Here is a 14,577-nt window from a genome sequence, read left to right as displayed (position 1 = left end):
ATGGCTGTCTTTTTGCCGCAAGTGCCTTGAAACGTGGCAATGCTTCCCGAAATGGGAAGCAGGACGCGAACTTATCCCAGGCAGTTACTCACAGTTACTTCAGAGCGGTCGAAAAGGGACCGTTGTTGTATTGCTGAAGCGTAGAAGTCGTTCTACTTTGTTGATATTCGCGAAGGAATGCGAAACCAAAGGATAACCATGCGCTTTACTTTACTTGCACTCTTCTCCCTGTCTGCCTCTGCGTTTGTCACCATTGCCCGCGCGGACACCATTACGTTCGCAACGCAGCCAGGCGTCACCACATTCACCCAGGTTTCCGGTCACGGCACCGGAGACGGCCTGACGGGCCCAGCGGCTGGCTACCAGAACGTGGCCTACGCCAATCCCGTGAGTGGAAGCCAATGGGTTTCCACGGACGCAAACGGCGGCGATAGCCAGGTCAGCATCACTAATTACTCCGATCAGTTCACGCTGTTGCCTGGCGAGAGCTACAGCGGAACCTTGTCGTTCATGGCAGACGACCAGGTCTCGATTCTGATAAACGATGTCGAGATTTTTTCAGACAGCGACTATGCGGCGTTCTATTCGCCGATCACGATCAATCTGCTGCCGAGCTACTTTCGTGAAGGTGTCAACACGATCACGCTGGTAGACCGGAACGGTGCAGGGCCCGCGGCGGCAGACTACGCGGGAACGCTCCAGGGAACTGCGGTGACCCCGGAACCGTCCTCGTTGATGCTATTGGGCACCGGCGCCCTGAGCGCAGCGGCAGCGATGCGGCGCAAGATGCGGATGGCGTAACGGTACGCTATCTCGATGGAACGCAAGAAAAGGACCGCAGCAAGCGGTCCTTTTCTTTTTCGGCAGAACGCGTACGGGACTTTAGTGAGCAGGGGCGTCGCCACCGCCCTTGGGCCGGGGAACCAGCCATACCAGGGGGATCATGCAGGCGCAGAAGACGGTGAGTACCGCGATGATGTCGAGGTAGGCGAGCATCTGCGACTGGCTGTGAAGCATGTTGTAGATATTGGCTTGCGCGGCCGCCAGTGCGTCGGCATGATTGCCGCTGCCGGCTCCGCTGCCGCTCTGCAGAAATGCAGCCAGGGAGTTGATGCGGTTCTGGTAGGCGTTGTTGCCGCTTGTGAGGTGGCCGACCAAGTAGTTCTGATGTGCCTGTGCGCGCCGGGCCAGCATGGTCGCGACAAAGGCGGTGCCGACGGATCCGCCGATGTTGCGGGCCAGGTTCATCAGGCCGCTGACGTCGTTGTTTTGCGATCGAGGTATGCCGTTGTACGCGGTGGTGTTGATGGGAATGAACAGGAACGCGAGCGAGATGGACTGGATGATGCGCAGCCACATGATGGTTTTGAAGCTGGAGTCGAGGGCCATCTCCTGGTGCATGAGCAGAAGGGACGCGGCCAGGCAGGTGAAGCCGAAGGTGATCATTATGCGCGGGTCGACCTTGCCGATGAGAATGCCGACGATTGGCATCATGAGCATGATGGTCACGCCGCCGGGCGAGATGACCAGGCCGGCCAGTTCGGCCGTATAGCCCAGCAGGGTCTGCACATACTGCGGAATCAGCACGGTAGTCGCGTAGAGCGAGAAGCCGAGCACAAAGAGAAGAACGAACGACACCGCGAACGACTTCTGCTTGAACAGCGTCAGGTTCAGGATGGGCCGGTCGCCGCGCCGGAGGGAGAGCAGGGACCAGACGATGAGGCTGACCAGTGCAACCGCGCACGCCACCATGAAGAAGGTGATGATGTGCGAGCCGAACCAGTCATCTTCCTGGCCTTTGTCGAGCACAAACTCCAGCGAGCCGAAGCCGATCGCGAGCAAGGCGAAGCCGAAGTAGTCGAGCCGGAGGCCGTTGCGCTTGCTTTCGGCGACCTCCGCGACGATGTGGGGCGGGTCCTCAACCATGCGGGTGGTCAGGATGAGTGACAGGATGGCGATGGGGACGTTGATGAAGAAGATCCATCGCCAGTCGTAGTTGTCGGTGATCCAGCCGCCCAGGGTTGGGCCGATGGCCGGCGCGGCGACCACGGCGAGGCCGTAGAGTGCGAACGCCTGGCCGCGTTGTCTCGGTTCAAACGTGTCGGCCAGGATGGCCTGTTCGCTGGGGCCCAGGCCGCCACCGCCGGCGCCCTGAATGAGCCGGAAGACGATCAGGATCGGCAGGCTGGGCGCGAAGCCGCACATGGCGCTGGCGATGCCAAAGATGACCACGCAGGTCATGTAGAACTTTTTGCGGCCGACGAAGGTAGTCAGGTAGGCCGAGGCGGGCAGGATGATGGCATTGGCGACCAGGTAGCTGGTGATGACCCAGGTGGCTTCGTCCTGCGAGGCGCCGAGCGAGCCGGCAATGTGCGGCAGCGCCACGTTGGCGATGGAGGTGTCGAGCACCTCCATAAACGTGGCGAGCGTAACTGTGAGCGCGACCAGCCAGGGGTTGTGCTTGGGTTTCCATGGGATGTTGGTCGCGGCCAGCACCTGTTCCGACTGGCCAGTTTCCTGGACTGCTGTGGATGCCATTCCCGTATTGGACAGAGATGCCGGGCGGCTGGACGCAAAAACTTCCCGCTCGCCGCTCTGCTAACCTGCGAAACGATGGCTGTAGTTGCGATCGACATGGATGAGGTGATGGCCGACACGGTTTCGGCGCATATTGCCCGCTACAACGAGTGTTTCGGGGAACACCTGAGCACGGCGGATTTGCAAGGCAAATGGCTGTGGCAGGTGGTGCCGAGCGACCGGCATGACCAGCTTGCGGCGTTTCTGGATGAGCCCGACTTTTTTGGGGACCTGCCGTTGATGCCGGAGGCGGCAAGGGTGATTGAACGGATGTGCGGCACGCACGATGTGTTTATCGCCTCCGCGGCGATGGAGGTGCCGCACTCGTTCAATGCAAAATACCGGTGGCTGAAGCGGCACTTTCCGTTTTTGTCGCAGTCGAATTATGTGTTTTGCGGGACCAAGTCAATCCTGCACGCGGATTTTCTGATCGATGACAATCCGCGCCAGCTTCGGGCATTCACCGGCCAGGGGCTGTTGTTCTCGTCGCCGCACAATTTGCAGGTGGATGCCGATGCGAACGGCTGGACCCGGGTGGCGGATTGGATGGCGGTGGAGCGGCTGTTCTTTGGGTAAAACGGTAGAGTGAAGCAGCGGTCCAGCAGGTTGGTTTTCTGCGGAGCGGCAATACAACGATGGCCTGATGATGAGCCATAGCACCCAGCTTGCCCGGTGGCTCCACAAACAACTCGTTCTAAAGAACACGTTTGCCGAGATGTCCAAGCGCTTTGAAATGCGTCTGAGCACAATTAAGCGGGACAGTGGATTGCTTGATGGTTACAAGCGCAGCCGTGACGGTGTGGACGCACTGGAGACCGCCTTCGCCGAGCTAACGGAGCGCGGTGTGCTGATGTCGTACAAGCGAGAGGATGTGCCAGGGCCGCGAGGCAAACTCCTAGACGTGATCTTTGACCTGTACCCGAACGTAGAGTTCGTGCGCGAGGTGGAGGCAGCCAACAAACGCAAAACCGACGCAGAGAAGAAGACACACCTCCCGCACCGGGTCGAGCAGAGGGACGCAGGTGGTAGCGATGGGTCGCGGGTTGGAGGGCGTATGCAGTAGCGATGGGTCGCCGGTGACGGATTATCCAAAGGCCGAGGAGGGGACCTGGTGGCAGAGCAGGGAAGTGGCGGCCGGCTGAACAAAATGCCCAGCCTAACCGTGACTTCGCCCTATCTCTGCACCCAGCAGACGGCGGCGGCGATCATCGAACGGTCTCCAGCCGTGCCGGTCGAGGGTTTGGCCATCCAGGAGTTCACCTACTTCAAGCCGAGCCGCTGGAACGGCACCCGCAGCTCCGAACGGATGCCCGTGATCGAGAAGTATTGGGGTGATGCCGATCCGAAGTTTGCGACGGCGAGGGAGCCGAGGGCGTCAGCGCATTGCTCGAAAGGGCACAGGCAGCTTCAGACCGACTGGAAACCATGACGGAAGATGCCTTGGTCTACGTGTTCAGCCAGGGGCAGTTCATTCAGGCCGTCCGATCACTGGTGATCGACACCGGTCTGCCGGAGCTGGACAAGATGCGGAAGTTCTGGGGGCAAGGGAGTCCGGCCATCGCAGATGCCGAGTTAGTGGAGCTTTCCTTTGAGGCGGGAGCATGGCGGCGTCTTCCTACCAAACGTCTTTATTCGTGTGAGTTCGACGACCGTGGGAGCGTTGGCCAGGGGCATCCCGTTCCAGGCCGACTCCCGCCCCATAGCCGCAGTGAGTAGTTGGTACCGACAAATGGTCCTATGTGCCGGCTGTCAGGCCGCGTACCGTGCTTGCCGGCCGATCTCGACCAGGGTTGTGCGCTACGGCTTCAGTGTTCCGACCAGGACGAGAAGAACGATTGCGGAATAAGCGGGCTTCCGAGTCGCTGTAACGGCTCGGGAGGCCGCCCAACTCTAAACGTGGGCGGATTCCAGGCCGCCCGCTTTCGCGGGTGTGATGGCTCTACAGTTAAAATTTGTGACGACTCTAATCATGCCCACTTCTGAGAACGCCGGCCTCCCTTTGATCTTTGCTTCTTGTAAGCCTAAAGAAGATGTTCGCTCGGGCACCATGGCCGATGCTGATTTCGCAGCAGACCTGTCGATGGTTTTACGCGGGGATGCTCCCATTGGGTATCGCGACCCGTCCCTCTTCTTTGCCAACACGTATCCCACGCGAGGATTAAAGAACCTACTCACGAACGTTTGCGGTCGACTGAGTCGCGGAAGCGGGGTTGCGTCCATTTTTCGCCTCGACACCTCCTACGGAGGCGGCAAAACGCATGGCCTGATTGCATTGATCCATGCAGCAAAAGCAGGACAGCACATACCCGCCATCGAAGAGTTTGTTGCACGCGAAGACCTGCCGTCAAGCCAGGTTCAGATTGCGGCTTTCGACGGAGAAAATGCAGACCCTGCCAACGGTAGAGCGATGGAACCCGGTCTGCGGGCCTTTACTCCCTGGGGGGAGTTGGCCTATCAGCTGCAAGGCAAAGCTGGATATGAGTTGGTCAAGCCCAGTGATGTCGCGCGAGTTGCTCCAGGCGCAGGCACCCTGCGTGAGCTGTTTGACAATCGGCCAACGCTCATCTTGCTCGACGAACTGTCCGTTTACCTCCGAAAAGTCGGAAATATTCCCAACGCAAAAGAGCAGCTAACCGCCTTTCTGACAGCGATCTTCAAGGCTGTGGAAAGCTCACCAAACGCTGCTCTTGTATACACCTTGGCCGTTGGCAAAGACGGCAAGGCGTCGGACGCCTATGGAGCAGAGAATCAGTTCATTGCGCAGCAAATGGCTGAACTGGAGAGTGTTTCCGCTCGCAAAGCGACCATCCTAAACCCCACCGAAGACGACGAGACAGTGCAGGTCTTGAAGAGAAGACTTTTCGAGTCGGTTGACTCGGCAGCTGCCGAGCAGGTCGTCCAGGCATACCTCTCTCTGTGGCAGACGAATCGCGAGTCTCTCCCCAGTGATGCGGTGAGTCCTGAGACCGTGGACACGTTCCGTGCTTCGTACCCTCTCCACCCCGAAGTTTTGGCTACTCTGACGGGAAAGACGGCTACAGTCGCAAACTTCCAGCGCGTTCGAGGGATGCTGCGACTGTTGGCACGAACCGTGTCCGAGCTCTGGCGAAACCAGCCGGTCGATGCCACCGCGATCCACCTCCATCACATTGACCCAGGCTTCGAACCTATCCGGCAGGAATTCGTCACACGCCTTCAGCAGAGTCTGTACACACCAACCATCTCCAACGATATCGCGGGCGACCGCGGCAAGACAGCGCTGGCTCAGGAGATTGACCGCACCAACTATAAAGGTCTGCCGCCGTACGCCAGCTACGTCGCGCGAACCATCTTTGTTCATTCCATTGCCTTCCCTACGACTCTGCAGGGGATTGCGCCAGATGAATTGCGCTTCAGTGTGCTCGCTCCGGCACTTGAGATCGGCTTCGTCGAGGATGCTAAAAAGCGCTTCCAGGAGAAATCCGCTTACCTGGACGATCGCCCGGGAGCTCCACTCCGGTTTCTGACAGAGGCGAACCTCACCCAGATCGTCGAGCGCCAGATTCAACTTGCCGACCCCGGTTCCATCCGGGCAGAGCTTAACGGCCGCATTAAAACGACCTACATCTTCGGTGAATTTGAGCTGATGTTGTTCCCGGGGACAGCAGGAGAGGTGCCAGATGAGGTGGGCGGAGGCAAGCCAGTCCTGGTGCTTCTCTCTTACGATAGTGTTTCCATCGGGGGCATTGTCGACCAGACACCGGAGCTTGTCGCGCGCATTCACAAACATGTTGGCAGCGACGAGCGGGGATTCCGAAAGCTGCTCAACAATGTCGTTTTCGTGGTCGCTGACGAGGGCCGCCTCGCTGACATGAAGAGGTCAATCGCCCGCGCTCTTGCTCTGCAGGAACTCGTGCTGCCGGAGCGGTCCAAGGACATGGCTCCGCACCAGCAGGAGAAGCTCAGGGAGTGGAACCGGAAAATCTGCTCCAGAGGCCAATCAGGCGATTCAGCACTGCTATCGTCACATTTTCTACCCCTCTCGCCAGAAGCTTTCGGAGGGATCGGACCTGGCCCACACTGCAATCGAGATCACCAGCTCGGAGCAGCTGGATGGGCAACGGGCCATCATTCGCGCGTTGCGTGACCTTGGCAAGCTCCGGCTCCCAGACGACCTGCCCGATGCTCCGACACTGGTCCGGGATCGGACTCCTCTGCGGAAGCGGCAGATCAGCACGCTGGATCTTCGCGGAGAGTTCCGCCGCGATGCCGGTCTGCCCATGCTCATTGGCGATGCAGTCTTCACCAAGGGCATTCGGGATGGTGTCACCCGCAGTGAGTACATCTATCAATACCGCGAGCTCCTGCTTGGTCCGGGCGATCCCCAAACCAGCATCACGATCAGCGAAGACGCCTTTGTCTACACCATGTCCTATGCCAAAGAGCATGGGATCTGGCCCGTGGTTCCCGCTACCCCACCTCCCCTACAGTTCTGTCGCCCTCGGGAGGCGGCCAGGGTGGCGGCCCGATAGCCAATCCAATCCCGCTTTCCGCTACTCCATTGGGTTCAGCATTTGGAGAACCGGGCGGGGATCTGCCCGAAACTCCAGGGATGTTTAACGGCAGATACAAGCATGAGGGTCCACTCCGCGAGGCGTTGAGGGTCGTTCTGCTGGAAAAGGCACGGTCGGGGGGAGCGACCAGGGTGGCGTCACTCAATATCCGTCTAACCGAGTTGCTGGACGCCTCGCGCCTGCTCTCGGTCGCAGGAGGCGTCCAAGGAGCCACAACCAAGGTCGCCTTTAAGGGGCATTACGCAACCGAAACCGGAGGGGAGTTCGAGTTCGACTTCCGTGGCGCGATCAAGGATGCGCTGCCGGTGAAAGATTTTCTTACCTCCCAGTTTCGGGCCTCGACCGAAAAGGAGTGCGTGGCGAACTTCACCCTCAGCTTCAAGGATGGACTTATGCTTGGAAGCGACGCGCCTGAAAAGGTGATCGAAAGGCTGACCCAGCAGGCAGTCGGGGCAGCATTTGTAACGGCAACAGCGAACGCAGTTTAGGAGCAGACGATACTATGGCTCAAAGTTCACGGATTCCTCGTCTCAGGCTGGTCGAAACGCCCTCCTCTGCCCCCCAATATGAGCTGCGGATCAGGTATCGCAGCTTTGCGAAGAGCGAGCTGGAAATTTGGCAGATGCCGGCGGCGGCCACGCCTCATCTGCGAGTGCCCGCCCGGGTTGCTGGACTCGCGGGTGACGCGTTGGAGCTGGTCGAGCATCGGATTTTCAAGCAAATGCAGAAGGCCGGACTGCGCGTGAACTCACTACAACCGCCGCTCCGTGCCGTTGCGGGCAAGGAGCATGCGGTCAGCAAGTTTGGGACGCGGGCGTACATCATTCCCGAGGACCTGGCGCTGACCGTTGGCTTGCTTTGCCGGGTGCTCGCGCCGATGCGTGACCGTTCGCGGATGCGCGCGGTTGCCGAGGGCATTGAGGCGATGCACCGGGATGAGGCGGCGTATTGGCTTAGCATGGCGATGCATCGGAGGAACCCGCGCCGGGTGCTGACGGCGCTGCGCTATCTATTGACAGACCCTAACCAGAAGTAGGCTTAACTTCGCCGCCGCAGAGCAGGCAGAACGATGGAGAGATGTGGGCGAGAAGCGGCTGATTGAACGATGGTTGCCGATTGCTGAGATAGGCATTGAGAGTCTTCGGGAACGAACGCCCATGACGCCGTTCCCAGCACCCAATCGACTGCATGTCTGGTGGGCTAGAAGACCGCTGGTCTGTTCACGAGCTGCGATCCTGGTATCCCTCTTGCCGTCCAGCAGCGATCACTTCGAATTCCTACAAACGCTCGGCGTACATGGCGATCCAGTCGGCGCTAAAAAGCTGATCGCTGAAGCAATACGGACAAAGGAGAGGGTGAAGGATCCGTATGGCTATTCTCGTGCCTTCGCCTATGTGCCGGCGGCCGCACAAAAGAAATGGATCGCAGAAGAGGTATCGGGAGCCGCTGCTAAACAAGTTCTGGATTGCACGGCTGGAGGGGGCAGCATACCGTTTGAAGCCGTCCGACTTGGACTGCCGACCTACGCCAATGATCTCAATCCCGTAGCAGCACTCCTGCTTATTGCCACCGTTCAGTATCCTGCGACGTTCGGTGCTGCGATCGCGGACGAGTTTAAAGGGTTGGCCCTCACATGGCGTGAATCAATCGAGGTCGCCCTCTCAGGCGTCTTTCTGCAGGCTGACGCTCCCGATCAGATAGATCTGACATACCTCTACGCCCGCACAATCCAGTGTCCGCACTGTGATGGATGGATTCCGCTCTCGCCCAACTGGCGGTTGGCTTCGGATGGAACGAGTGTCGCCCTCCTGCCCCAGAAGGGCGCTGGGCCGGGCTCGGCGGGGCGGGTGTGCCGGTTCGAGATCGTCTATGAGGCTGCGGAACATGCCGGTGGCACGGTGAGCGATGGGGATGCAACCTGCCCGTTTCCCGATTGCCGCCGCGTGGTCGATGGTGACGAGATCAAGCGGCAGGCCCAGGCCGGCGATATGGGCGAGCAGCTTTACACCGTCGTCTTCAAGCGCCGCATTGAAGTGCCGCAGAAGAACGGGAAGGTAAAGATCAAGTGGGAGCGGGGCTACCGTGCGCCCCGTCCCGAGGACGATAACAGCGCCGCCATCCATGCTCGCCTTGCCGAGAAGCTGCCTGAATGGGAGGCAAACGATCTCGTTCCAACCGAGCCCTTCCCAGAAGGCACGAACGATGACCGACCGTTGCAATATGGCATGCCGTTGTGGCGGGATATGTTCTCGCCGCGCCAGCTCCTCTGCCACGGCACCAGCGTGGAGGTCTACCGAGCCATGCTGGAAGAGGACCGTGCTGCCGGTAAGCTCACGGACATCCGTAAAGCCGCTATGTGTATCTCGCGCTGAGTCTGGACAAGCTACGCGACTACAACTCCCGCCTGACGCATTGGCATTCCACACGAGCGGTCGTAGCTGGCACGTTCGACCGGCACGACTTTGCTTTCAAGTGGTCGTACGTGGAGATGGCAGCACTGGTCACTGGCCTTGGCTATGACTGGGCCATTGGTCAGACGGAGAAATGCATCGGCGAACTGGCACATTTGGTTCGACCAGACGATAAGAAGAACGCCGCGCTGAAACAGCGCAAAATAGTCGGCCTTCCCTTCCCTGCCTCCACGGACGCCACACCGGAGCCGCTGGCCTATGTTCCGCCTCCGATCACGATCACCTGCACAAGCGGCGATCAGCTGGACCATATCGCGGATGGCACGGTGGATGCGGTCGTGATGGACCCGCCCTACTACGACAACGTCATGTACGCCGAGCTGTCGGACTTCTTCTACGTCTGGCTGAAGCGCACGGCGGGTTACATCGACCGCGAGATGGCCACCCTATTCCGTCGCGACCTGACCGATAAGGAGCACGAAGCGGTTGCCAATCCAGCCCGTTTCAAAGGCCAGAAAGGTGCCAAGGCGCTAGCCGGACGCGATTACCAGGAGCGCATGGCCTTGATCTTCACCGAGTGCCGTCGCGTGCTGAAGAAAGACGGCATCCTGACCCTGATGTTCACCCACAAGGCGACGGGCGCGTGGGATGCCTTGACCAAGGGCCTGATGGCGGCCGGTTTCGTCATCACAGCTTCCTGGCCGGTAAACACCGAAGCCGAAGGCAGTCTCCACATCAAGGACAAATCAGCCGCGAACAGCACGATCCTGCTCGTCTGCCGTCCGCGCGAAGAACGCGCTCCAGACAGCGAGATCCACTATTGGGAAGATGTGGAGCGCGAGGTCGCCAAAGCCGTTCGTCAACGCGTCGGCGAGTTCCAGGAGGCCGGCATTGCGGAAGTGGACCTGTACCTCGCCAGCTTTGGACCGGCACTTGAAAAGTTCTCTGAATATTGCCACTGCAGCGCGGCACTCCACGACCCGAAGAAGAGACGAAGAAGCGCAAGAAGCAAGCTGATCTGTTTGCAGAAGAGGTCGATCCCTACGCCGTAACGCCGGAAGACGCACTGACCGCTGCCAGACGCGAGGTGAAGCAGTGGCGGCTAGAGCAGTTGACCCATAAAAAGGCCCTGACCGACATGGATCCTGTTACCGCGTGGTTTGTGCTCGCGTGGGACGCGTTTAAGGCGGCCACGTTTCCATACGACGAAGCCTTGCGGCTAGCGCGCGCCGTGGGAGTTGATCTGGAGCGCGACATCCTTGGCCACCTTGCAAAGAAAAAGGCCAGTGACATCACGCTGCTCGACAGCAAGGAACGAGCCGCTAAAACGCTGCCGCCAGCGGACGGCTCACGGGCAATGGTTGACGCGCTTCACTTCGCCGCGTACACGGTGCGGACGAAAAATACCGAGGCTGCCCGCGAGATTCTGGAGCGAAATGGATTGCTTGACAGCCCAGCCTTTCATACGGCGCTGCAGGCCGTCCTTGAAGTGCTCCCTGTTTCCAAGAGCTTCACGAAGGTAGATGTGCCGAAGAATGCAGAGGGGGCCAGCAGCGACTTTGAGGCACTGGAGAACCTCCGTAAGCTGGCCTTCACAGAACATGTCCAGGAGCCCGAACAGCTGAAGCTGGCTCTCCTGCCGGAGCTCTCTGAATCTGCAATCGATCAAGAACTGGAAGGCGCTGCCACACCCCTATGAGTCTTCTGCCCGATACGCAATGGGAAATAAAGTACACACCGGCAGATGGCGATCTCGTTCGGCTGTTCTATACGCCTGCGCTCAAGGCCGCAAGTCGCTATGACCGTTCAACCGGCTATTTCTCCGCGACGGCACTGACCCTTGCCGCGCGAGGGATCGAAGGCCTGATTCGCAATGATGGCCACATGCGCCTGATCGTAGGCTGCACCTTGAAGCAACCGGAGGTGGAGGCGATCGAACGCGGCGAGGCGCTCCGGAAGACGGTTGAAGCCCATCTCGGAAACATGCCTTTACAGCCGGAGACGCCCGAGGCGAAAGATGCGCTTGAGCTTCTGGCCTGGATGGTAGCCAAGGGCATTTTGGAAGTAAAGGTTGCGGTTCCTTGCGGGGCCAACCGTAAGCCGATCGCCAGCAACGGGATTTTCCACGAAAAAGCAGGGATCGTCGAGGATAAGGCCGGACACCGCCTGGCCTGGAACGGCAGTTTGAATGAGACCGTGTACGGCTGGCAAGAGAACTGGGAAAGCATCAATGTGTTCCGGTCGTGGGATGGTGAAGATAAGCGCGTTGATGCTGAGGACGCAAACTTCGCCAGAATCTGGTCCGGGAACTCACCGCATCTGCTGACGATGGATGTGCCAGCGGCCTTGCGCGACGATCTGCTGCGCTTTATGCCAGAAAGCGATGAGCCTGCTCGGCTCCAGAGTGTCAACCGCGGTGAACGTGCTATCGACGGCCCCTTCCAGGAGGAAGGGACTACGGACCCCGTCGAAACCGAGCTATCTGCAGAGGAACGCCGGCGCCTCGTATGGAACTTTATTCGCCATGCCCCTGCACTGGACGAGCCTGGAGCTGAACGCATAGGCGAAGCCACAGCCGCTGTCCAGGCTTGGCCTCACCAGGCAAAGGCATTCCAACGGATGTACCGGAATTGGCCACCCAGGCTTCTGATTGCCGATGAGGTAGGACTGGGCAAAACCATCCAAGCTGGATTGCTGCTTCGCCAAGCGTGGCTCTCTGGGAGGGCCAAACGTATTCTGATCCTCGCTCCGAAGGCAGTTTTGAAGCAGTGGCAGATCGAGCTTCGTAACAAGTTCAATCTCAACTGGCCCATCTACGATGGGCAATGCCTCTGCTGGTATCCCTCCCCTGCCCTGCGTGACCACTCAGAGCGTCAAGTGTCCCCCGGCGAGTGGCACAAGGAGCCTATCGTGCTCGCCTCTAGTCAACTGATGAGGCGCAGGGACCGTGCGGAGGAACTGCTGGGTGCGGAGGATTGGGACCTCGTAATCCTTGATGAGGCTCACCATGCTCGCAGGAAGTCTCCCGGTTCACCGCGAGAGCATGGAGTCAACTCGCTGCTGAAGCTTATGCGGCGCCTGAAGAGCAAAGCAGGGGGACTGATTCTGCTCACTGCGACGCCCATGCAGGTCCATCCGGTAGAAGTGTGGGACCTGCTTAACTTACTCGGATTGCCGCAGGCCTGGACAGAGGGCGCATTCCTTTCCTTCCACGACCGCCTTTCAAAGGCTATGCCGTCGCATGAGGATGTCGAAGAGCTCGCCGGCATGTTCAGAGCCATGGAGCAGACATACGGCGCATATTCTCGCGACGAGATTGCACGTCGCCTGAATGTAAGCGGCCTCACGGCCAAGAGATTGCTCCGTATTCTTCGTGATGAAGCCACTGCAGACCGGCGTGCGCTTAGCTCGACAGATAGACAGCTCATTCTGAAGCTGTTGAGGCACACCTCTCCGGTCGGAAGGTTGATTTCGCGCAACACACGCGAACTGCTGCGGCACTATTTCAAAACCGGTCAGATGACCGCCAGCATTGCGAATCGGGACGTAGAGGACGTTTTTCTCGAGATGACACCGGATGAAAGGGCCGCCTACGACCAGGTCGAGGAGTACATACGGAATACGTACAACCAAGCCTCCCCGGAACAGCAGAGCACTGTCGGTTTCGTAATGACGATTTATCGCAAGCGGCTCGCAAGCAGCTTCTACGCGTTGACACAAACACTTGCCAAGCGACGAGAAACCCTGTTGCAAGCCGAGGTGTCCGGTTCCCTTTTCACAGAGGAGGACCTCCCGGATGACGACATTGCCGACGATCAGGGCGAGACGGAGGAGATGAGCGAGTTGGAGCGAGCCGCGCTGATTCTGGATGATCGATCAGCAGTCGAGGACCTCTTGCGGCAGATAGAAGCTCTGCCTGAAGACACCAAGCTGCAGGCTCTTCGAAAGGTGTTGGCAGGGCTGCGCGATGCTGGCTATCGCCAGACGATGGTCTTCACTCAGTTTACGGACACTCTGGATTTCGTTCGCGATGAACTCGTTAGATCGACAGACTTGAAGATCCTGTGTTTCTCCGGAAGGGGCGGCGAAGTCCCCGTAGGTGACGGCCGGTGGAGCAAGATCACGCGAGACGATGTCCGTCGCCGGTTTGCGCGAGGTGAAGCCGACATTCTCTTGTGTACGGATGCTGCGGCAGAGGGCTTGAACTTTCAGTTCTGCGGTGCCTTGGTGAACTACGACCTGCCGTGGAACCCTATGCGCGTGGAACAACGCATAGGCCGCATCGACAGACTAGGACAGCGCTTTCCCAGGATCAGAATCGTCAACTTGCATTATGAAGACACAGTTGAATCCGCTGTTTACAAAGTTCTAAGAGAAAGAATCAAGCTGTTCGGTGATGTAGTTGGCAAACTGCAGCCGATCCTTTCTCAAGTTGCTGGACAGATTACGAGAGCTATCCTGACCACCAAGGCTGAGGTATCGGCAGACATCCTAGTCGAAGACATTGAACGTGGTGCCGCGCAAGCGGAACAGGCTACGTTTGACCTCGATGCGCTCTTAGCGGCCGATCCGCCGGATGGCATGCACGTGCAGCCCTTGTACGATCTTGGCGATCTCGGAGGCATAATCAACAAGCATTCTGTGCTGATCCCGGAGGTACGCATCGATACCCGCTCGGACAAAGAGGCGTTCTACCAGGCTGCTGGCATGAACGCCCCAGCTCGCATCACCGTGAAACCCGACTACTTCGATGACCACCTCGAGGACGTAGAGCTCTGGTCCCCAGGAAATCCCTTATTCCCTTGGGAAGATCACGAACTCTCTGCGGATACCACTCTTCTCAACCCTTTTAAGGGAATCTGAGGCGCTTTCTCTCTATCGGGATCCGGGAGTTCCCTTGCGCAGCTCCTTGAGCGCGGGTGCGCGGCAGAAATGCAGGTTTCTCCGCTGCGCACGCGCAAAGAGCGCGCGTGCTCCGGTCGAAATGACAAGTTGTTGATCGCGCCGTGATTTATCGGACAGGACTTCATTGTTCA

At 58.9% G+C, this 14,577-nt stretch carries 14 protein-coding genes; 13 read left to right on the top strand and 1 reads right to left on the bottom strand.

Annotated elements, in window-relative coordinates; translation table 11 throughout:
• Positions 1–198 precede the first annotated feature (198 nt).
• Complete coding sequence (locus tag ACOFKT_RS16150; RefSeq protein WP_419805011.1) at positions 199–801, top strand: PEP-CTERM sorting domain-containing protein; 603 nt, start codon at positions 199–201, stop codon at positions 799–801.
• An 81-nt stretch (positions 802–882) separates the two neighbouring features.
• Here ACOFKT_RS16150 and ACOFKT_RS16145 read toward each other — a convergent pair whose 3' ends face one another.
• A complete protein-coding gene (locus tag ACOFKT_RS16145) occupies positions 883–2,538 on the bottom strand; it encodes a DHA2 family efflux MFS transporter permease subunit (RefSeq protein ID WP_419805010.1) in 1,656 nt (551 codons plus the stop codon).
• A 75-nt stretch (positions 2,539–2,613) separates the two neighbouring features.
• On the opposite strand from ACOFKT_RS16145, the gene ACOFKT_RS16140 reads away from it, so the two are divergent.
• From ACOFKT_RS16140 to ACOFKT_RS16085, 12 genes are all read left to right on the top strand, one after another.
• Complete coding sequence (locus tag ACOFKT_RS16140; RefSeq protein WP_419805009.1) at positions 2,614–3,153, top strand: 5' nucleotidase, NT5C type; 540 nt, start codon at positions 2,614–2,616, stop codon at positions 3,151–3,153.
• A 67-nt stretch (positions 3,154–3,220) separates the two neighbouring features.
• Complete coding sequence (locus ACOFKT_RS16135; protein WP_419805008.1) at positions 3,221–3,640, top strand: hypothetical protein; 420 nt, start codon at positions 3,221–3,223, stop codon at positions 3,638–3,640.
• 48 nt (positions 3,641–3,688) lie between these two features.
• Positions 3,689–4,006 carry a hypothetical protein gene (locus ACOFKT_RS16130; RefSeq protein ID WP_419805007.1) on the top strand — a complete coding sequence of 106 codons (318 nt, stop codon included), beginning with the start codon at positions 3,689–3,691 and terminating at the stop codon, positions 4,004–4,006.
• On the top strand, positions 4,003–4,293 hold the full coding sequence (locus tag ACOFKT_RS16125) for a hypothetical protein (protein ID WP_419805006.1): 291 nt from the start codon (positions 4,003–4,005) through the stop codon (positions 4,291–4,293). The genes ACOFKT_RS16130 and ACOFKT_RS16125 overlap by 4 nt, the downstream gene beginning before the upstream one ends.
• A 253-nt stretch (positions 4,294–4,546) precedes the next feature.
• Positions 4,547–6,703 (top strand): ATP-binding protein, encoded by a 2,157-nt coding sequence (locus ACOFKT_RS16120; protein ID WP_419805005.1) that lies wholly within the window; start codon positions 4,547–4,549, stop codon positions 6,701–6,703.
• Positions 6,696–7,088, top strand: coding sequence for a hypothetical protein (locus tag ACOFKT_RS16115; RefSeq protein WP_419805004.1), 393 nt, complete (start codon positions 6,696–6,698; stop codon positions 7,086–7,088). Before ACOFKT_RS16120 ends, ACOFKT_RS16115 begins: the two co-directional genes overlap by 8 nt.
• 80 nt (positions 7,089–7,168) lie before the next feature.
• Positions 7,169–7,618 (top strand): hypothetical protein, encoded by a 450-nt coding sequence (locus ACOFKT_RS16110; protein ID WP_419805003.1) that lies wholly within the window; start codon positions 7,169–7,171, stop codon positions 7,616–7,618.
• A gap of 14 nt (positions 7,619–7,632) precedes the next feature.
• Positions 7,633–8,166: a DUF7680 family protein gene (locus tag ACOFKT_RS16105; protein WP_419805002.1), complete on the top strand. Its 534-nt coding sequence runs from the start codon at positions 7,633–7,635 to the stop codon at positions 8,164–8,166.
• A gap of 43 nt (positions 8,167–8,209) precedes the next feature.
• A complete protein-coding gene (locus ACOFKT_RS16100; protein ID WP_419805001.1) occupies positions 8,210–9,502 on the top strand; it encodes a DUF1156 domain-containing protein in 1,293 nt (430 codons plus the stop codon).
• Entirely contained in the window at positions 9,487–10,593 is a 1,107-nt protein-coding gene (locus ACOFKT_RS16095) for a hypothetical protein (protein WP_419805000.1), read from the top strand. Before ACOFKT_RS16100 ends, ACOFKT_RS16095 begins: the two co-directional genes overlap by 16 nt.
• A complete protein-coding gene (locus ACOFKT_RS16090) occupies positions 10,494–11,240 on the top strand; it encodes a hypothetical protein (RefSeq protein ID WP_419804999.1) in 747 nt (248 codons plus the stop codon). Before ACOFKT_RS16095 ends, ACOFKT_RS16090 begins: the two co-directional genes overlap by 100 nt.
• Positions 11,237–14,404, top strand: a complete 3,168-nt coding sequence (locus ACOFKT_RS16085; protein WP_419804998.1) for a helicase-related protein — start codon at positions 11,237–11,239, stop codon at positions 14,402–14,404. The genes ACOFKT_RS16090 and ACOFKT_RS16085 overlap by 4 nt, the downstream gene beginning before the upstream one ends.
• Positions 14,405–14,577: the final 173 nt, after the last annotated feature.

The sequence above is a fragment of the Terriglobus sp. genome (genome assembly GCF_965201105.1).
Classification (GTDB): domain Bacteria; phylum Acidobacteriota; class Terriglobia; order Terriglobales; family Acidobacteriaceae; genus Terriglobus.
Note: the sequence above shows the minus strand (reverse complement) of the source record. Positions and strands in the feature narration are given on the sequence as shown.

Excerpts from the sequence above, each read along its gene's own strand:
- ACOFKT_RS16150 (WP_419805011.1), top strand. The coding sequence starts at position 199 with ATGCGCTTTACTTTACTTGCACTCTTCTCCCTGTCTGCCTCTGCGTTT.
- ACOFKT_RS16145 (WP_419805010.1), bottom strand. The coding sequence starts at position 2,538 with ATGGCATCCACAGCAGTCCAGGAAACTGGCCAGTCGGAACAGGTGCTG.
- ACOFKT_RS16140 (WP_419805009.1), top strand. The coding sequence starts at position 2,614 with ATGGCTGTAGTTGCGATCGACATGGATGAGGTGATGGCCGACACGGTT.
- ACOFKT_RS16135 (WP_419805008.1), top strand. The coding sequence starts at position 3,221 with ATGATGAGCCATAGCACCCAGCTTGCCCGGTGGCTCCACAAACAACTC.
- ACOFKT_RS16125 (WP_419805006.1), top strand. The coding sequence starts at position 4,003 with ATGACGGAAGATGCCTTGGTCTACGTGTTCAGCCAGGGGCAGTTCATT.
- ACOFKT_RS16120 (WP_419805005.1), top strand. The coding sequence starts at position 4,547 with ATGCCCACTTCTGAGAACGCCGGCCTCCCTTTGATCTTTGCTTCTTGT.
- ACOFKT_RS16110 (WP_419805003.1), top strand. The coding sequence starts at position 7,169 with ATGTTTAACGGCAGATACAAGCATGAGGGTCCACTCCGCGAGGCGTTG.
- ACOFKT_RS16105 (WP_419805002.1), top strand. The coding sequence starts at position 7,633 with ATGGCTCAAAGTTCACGGATTCCTCGTCTCAGGCTGGTCGAAACGCCC.
- ACOFKT_RS16085 (WP_419804998.1), top strand. The coding sequence starts at position 11,237 with ATGAGTCTTCTGCCCGATACGCAATGGGAAATAAAGTACACACCGGCA.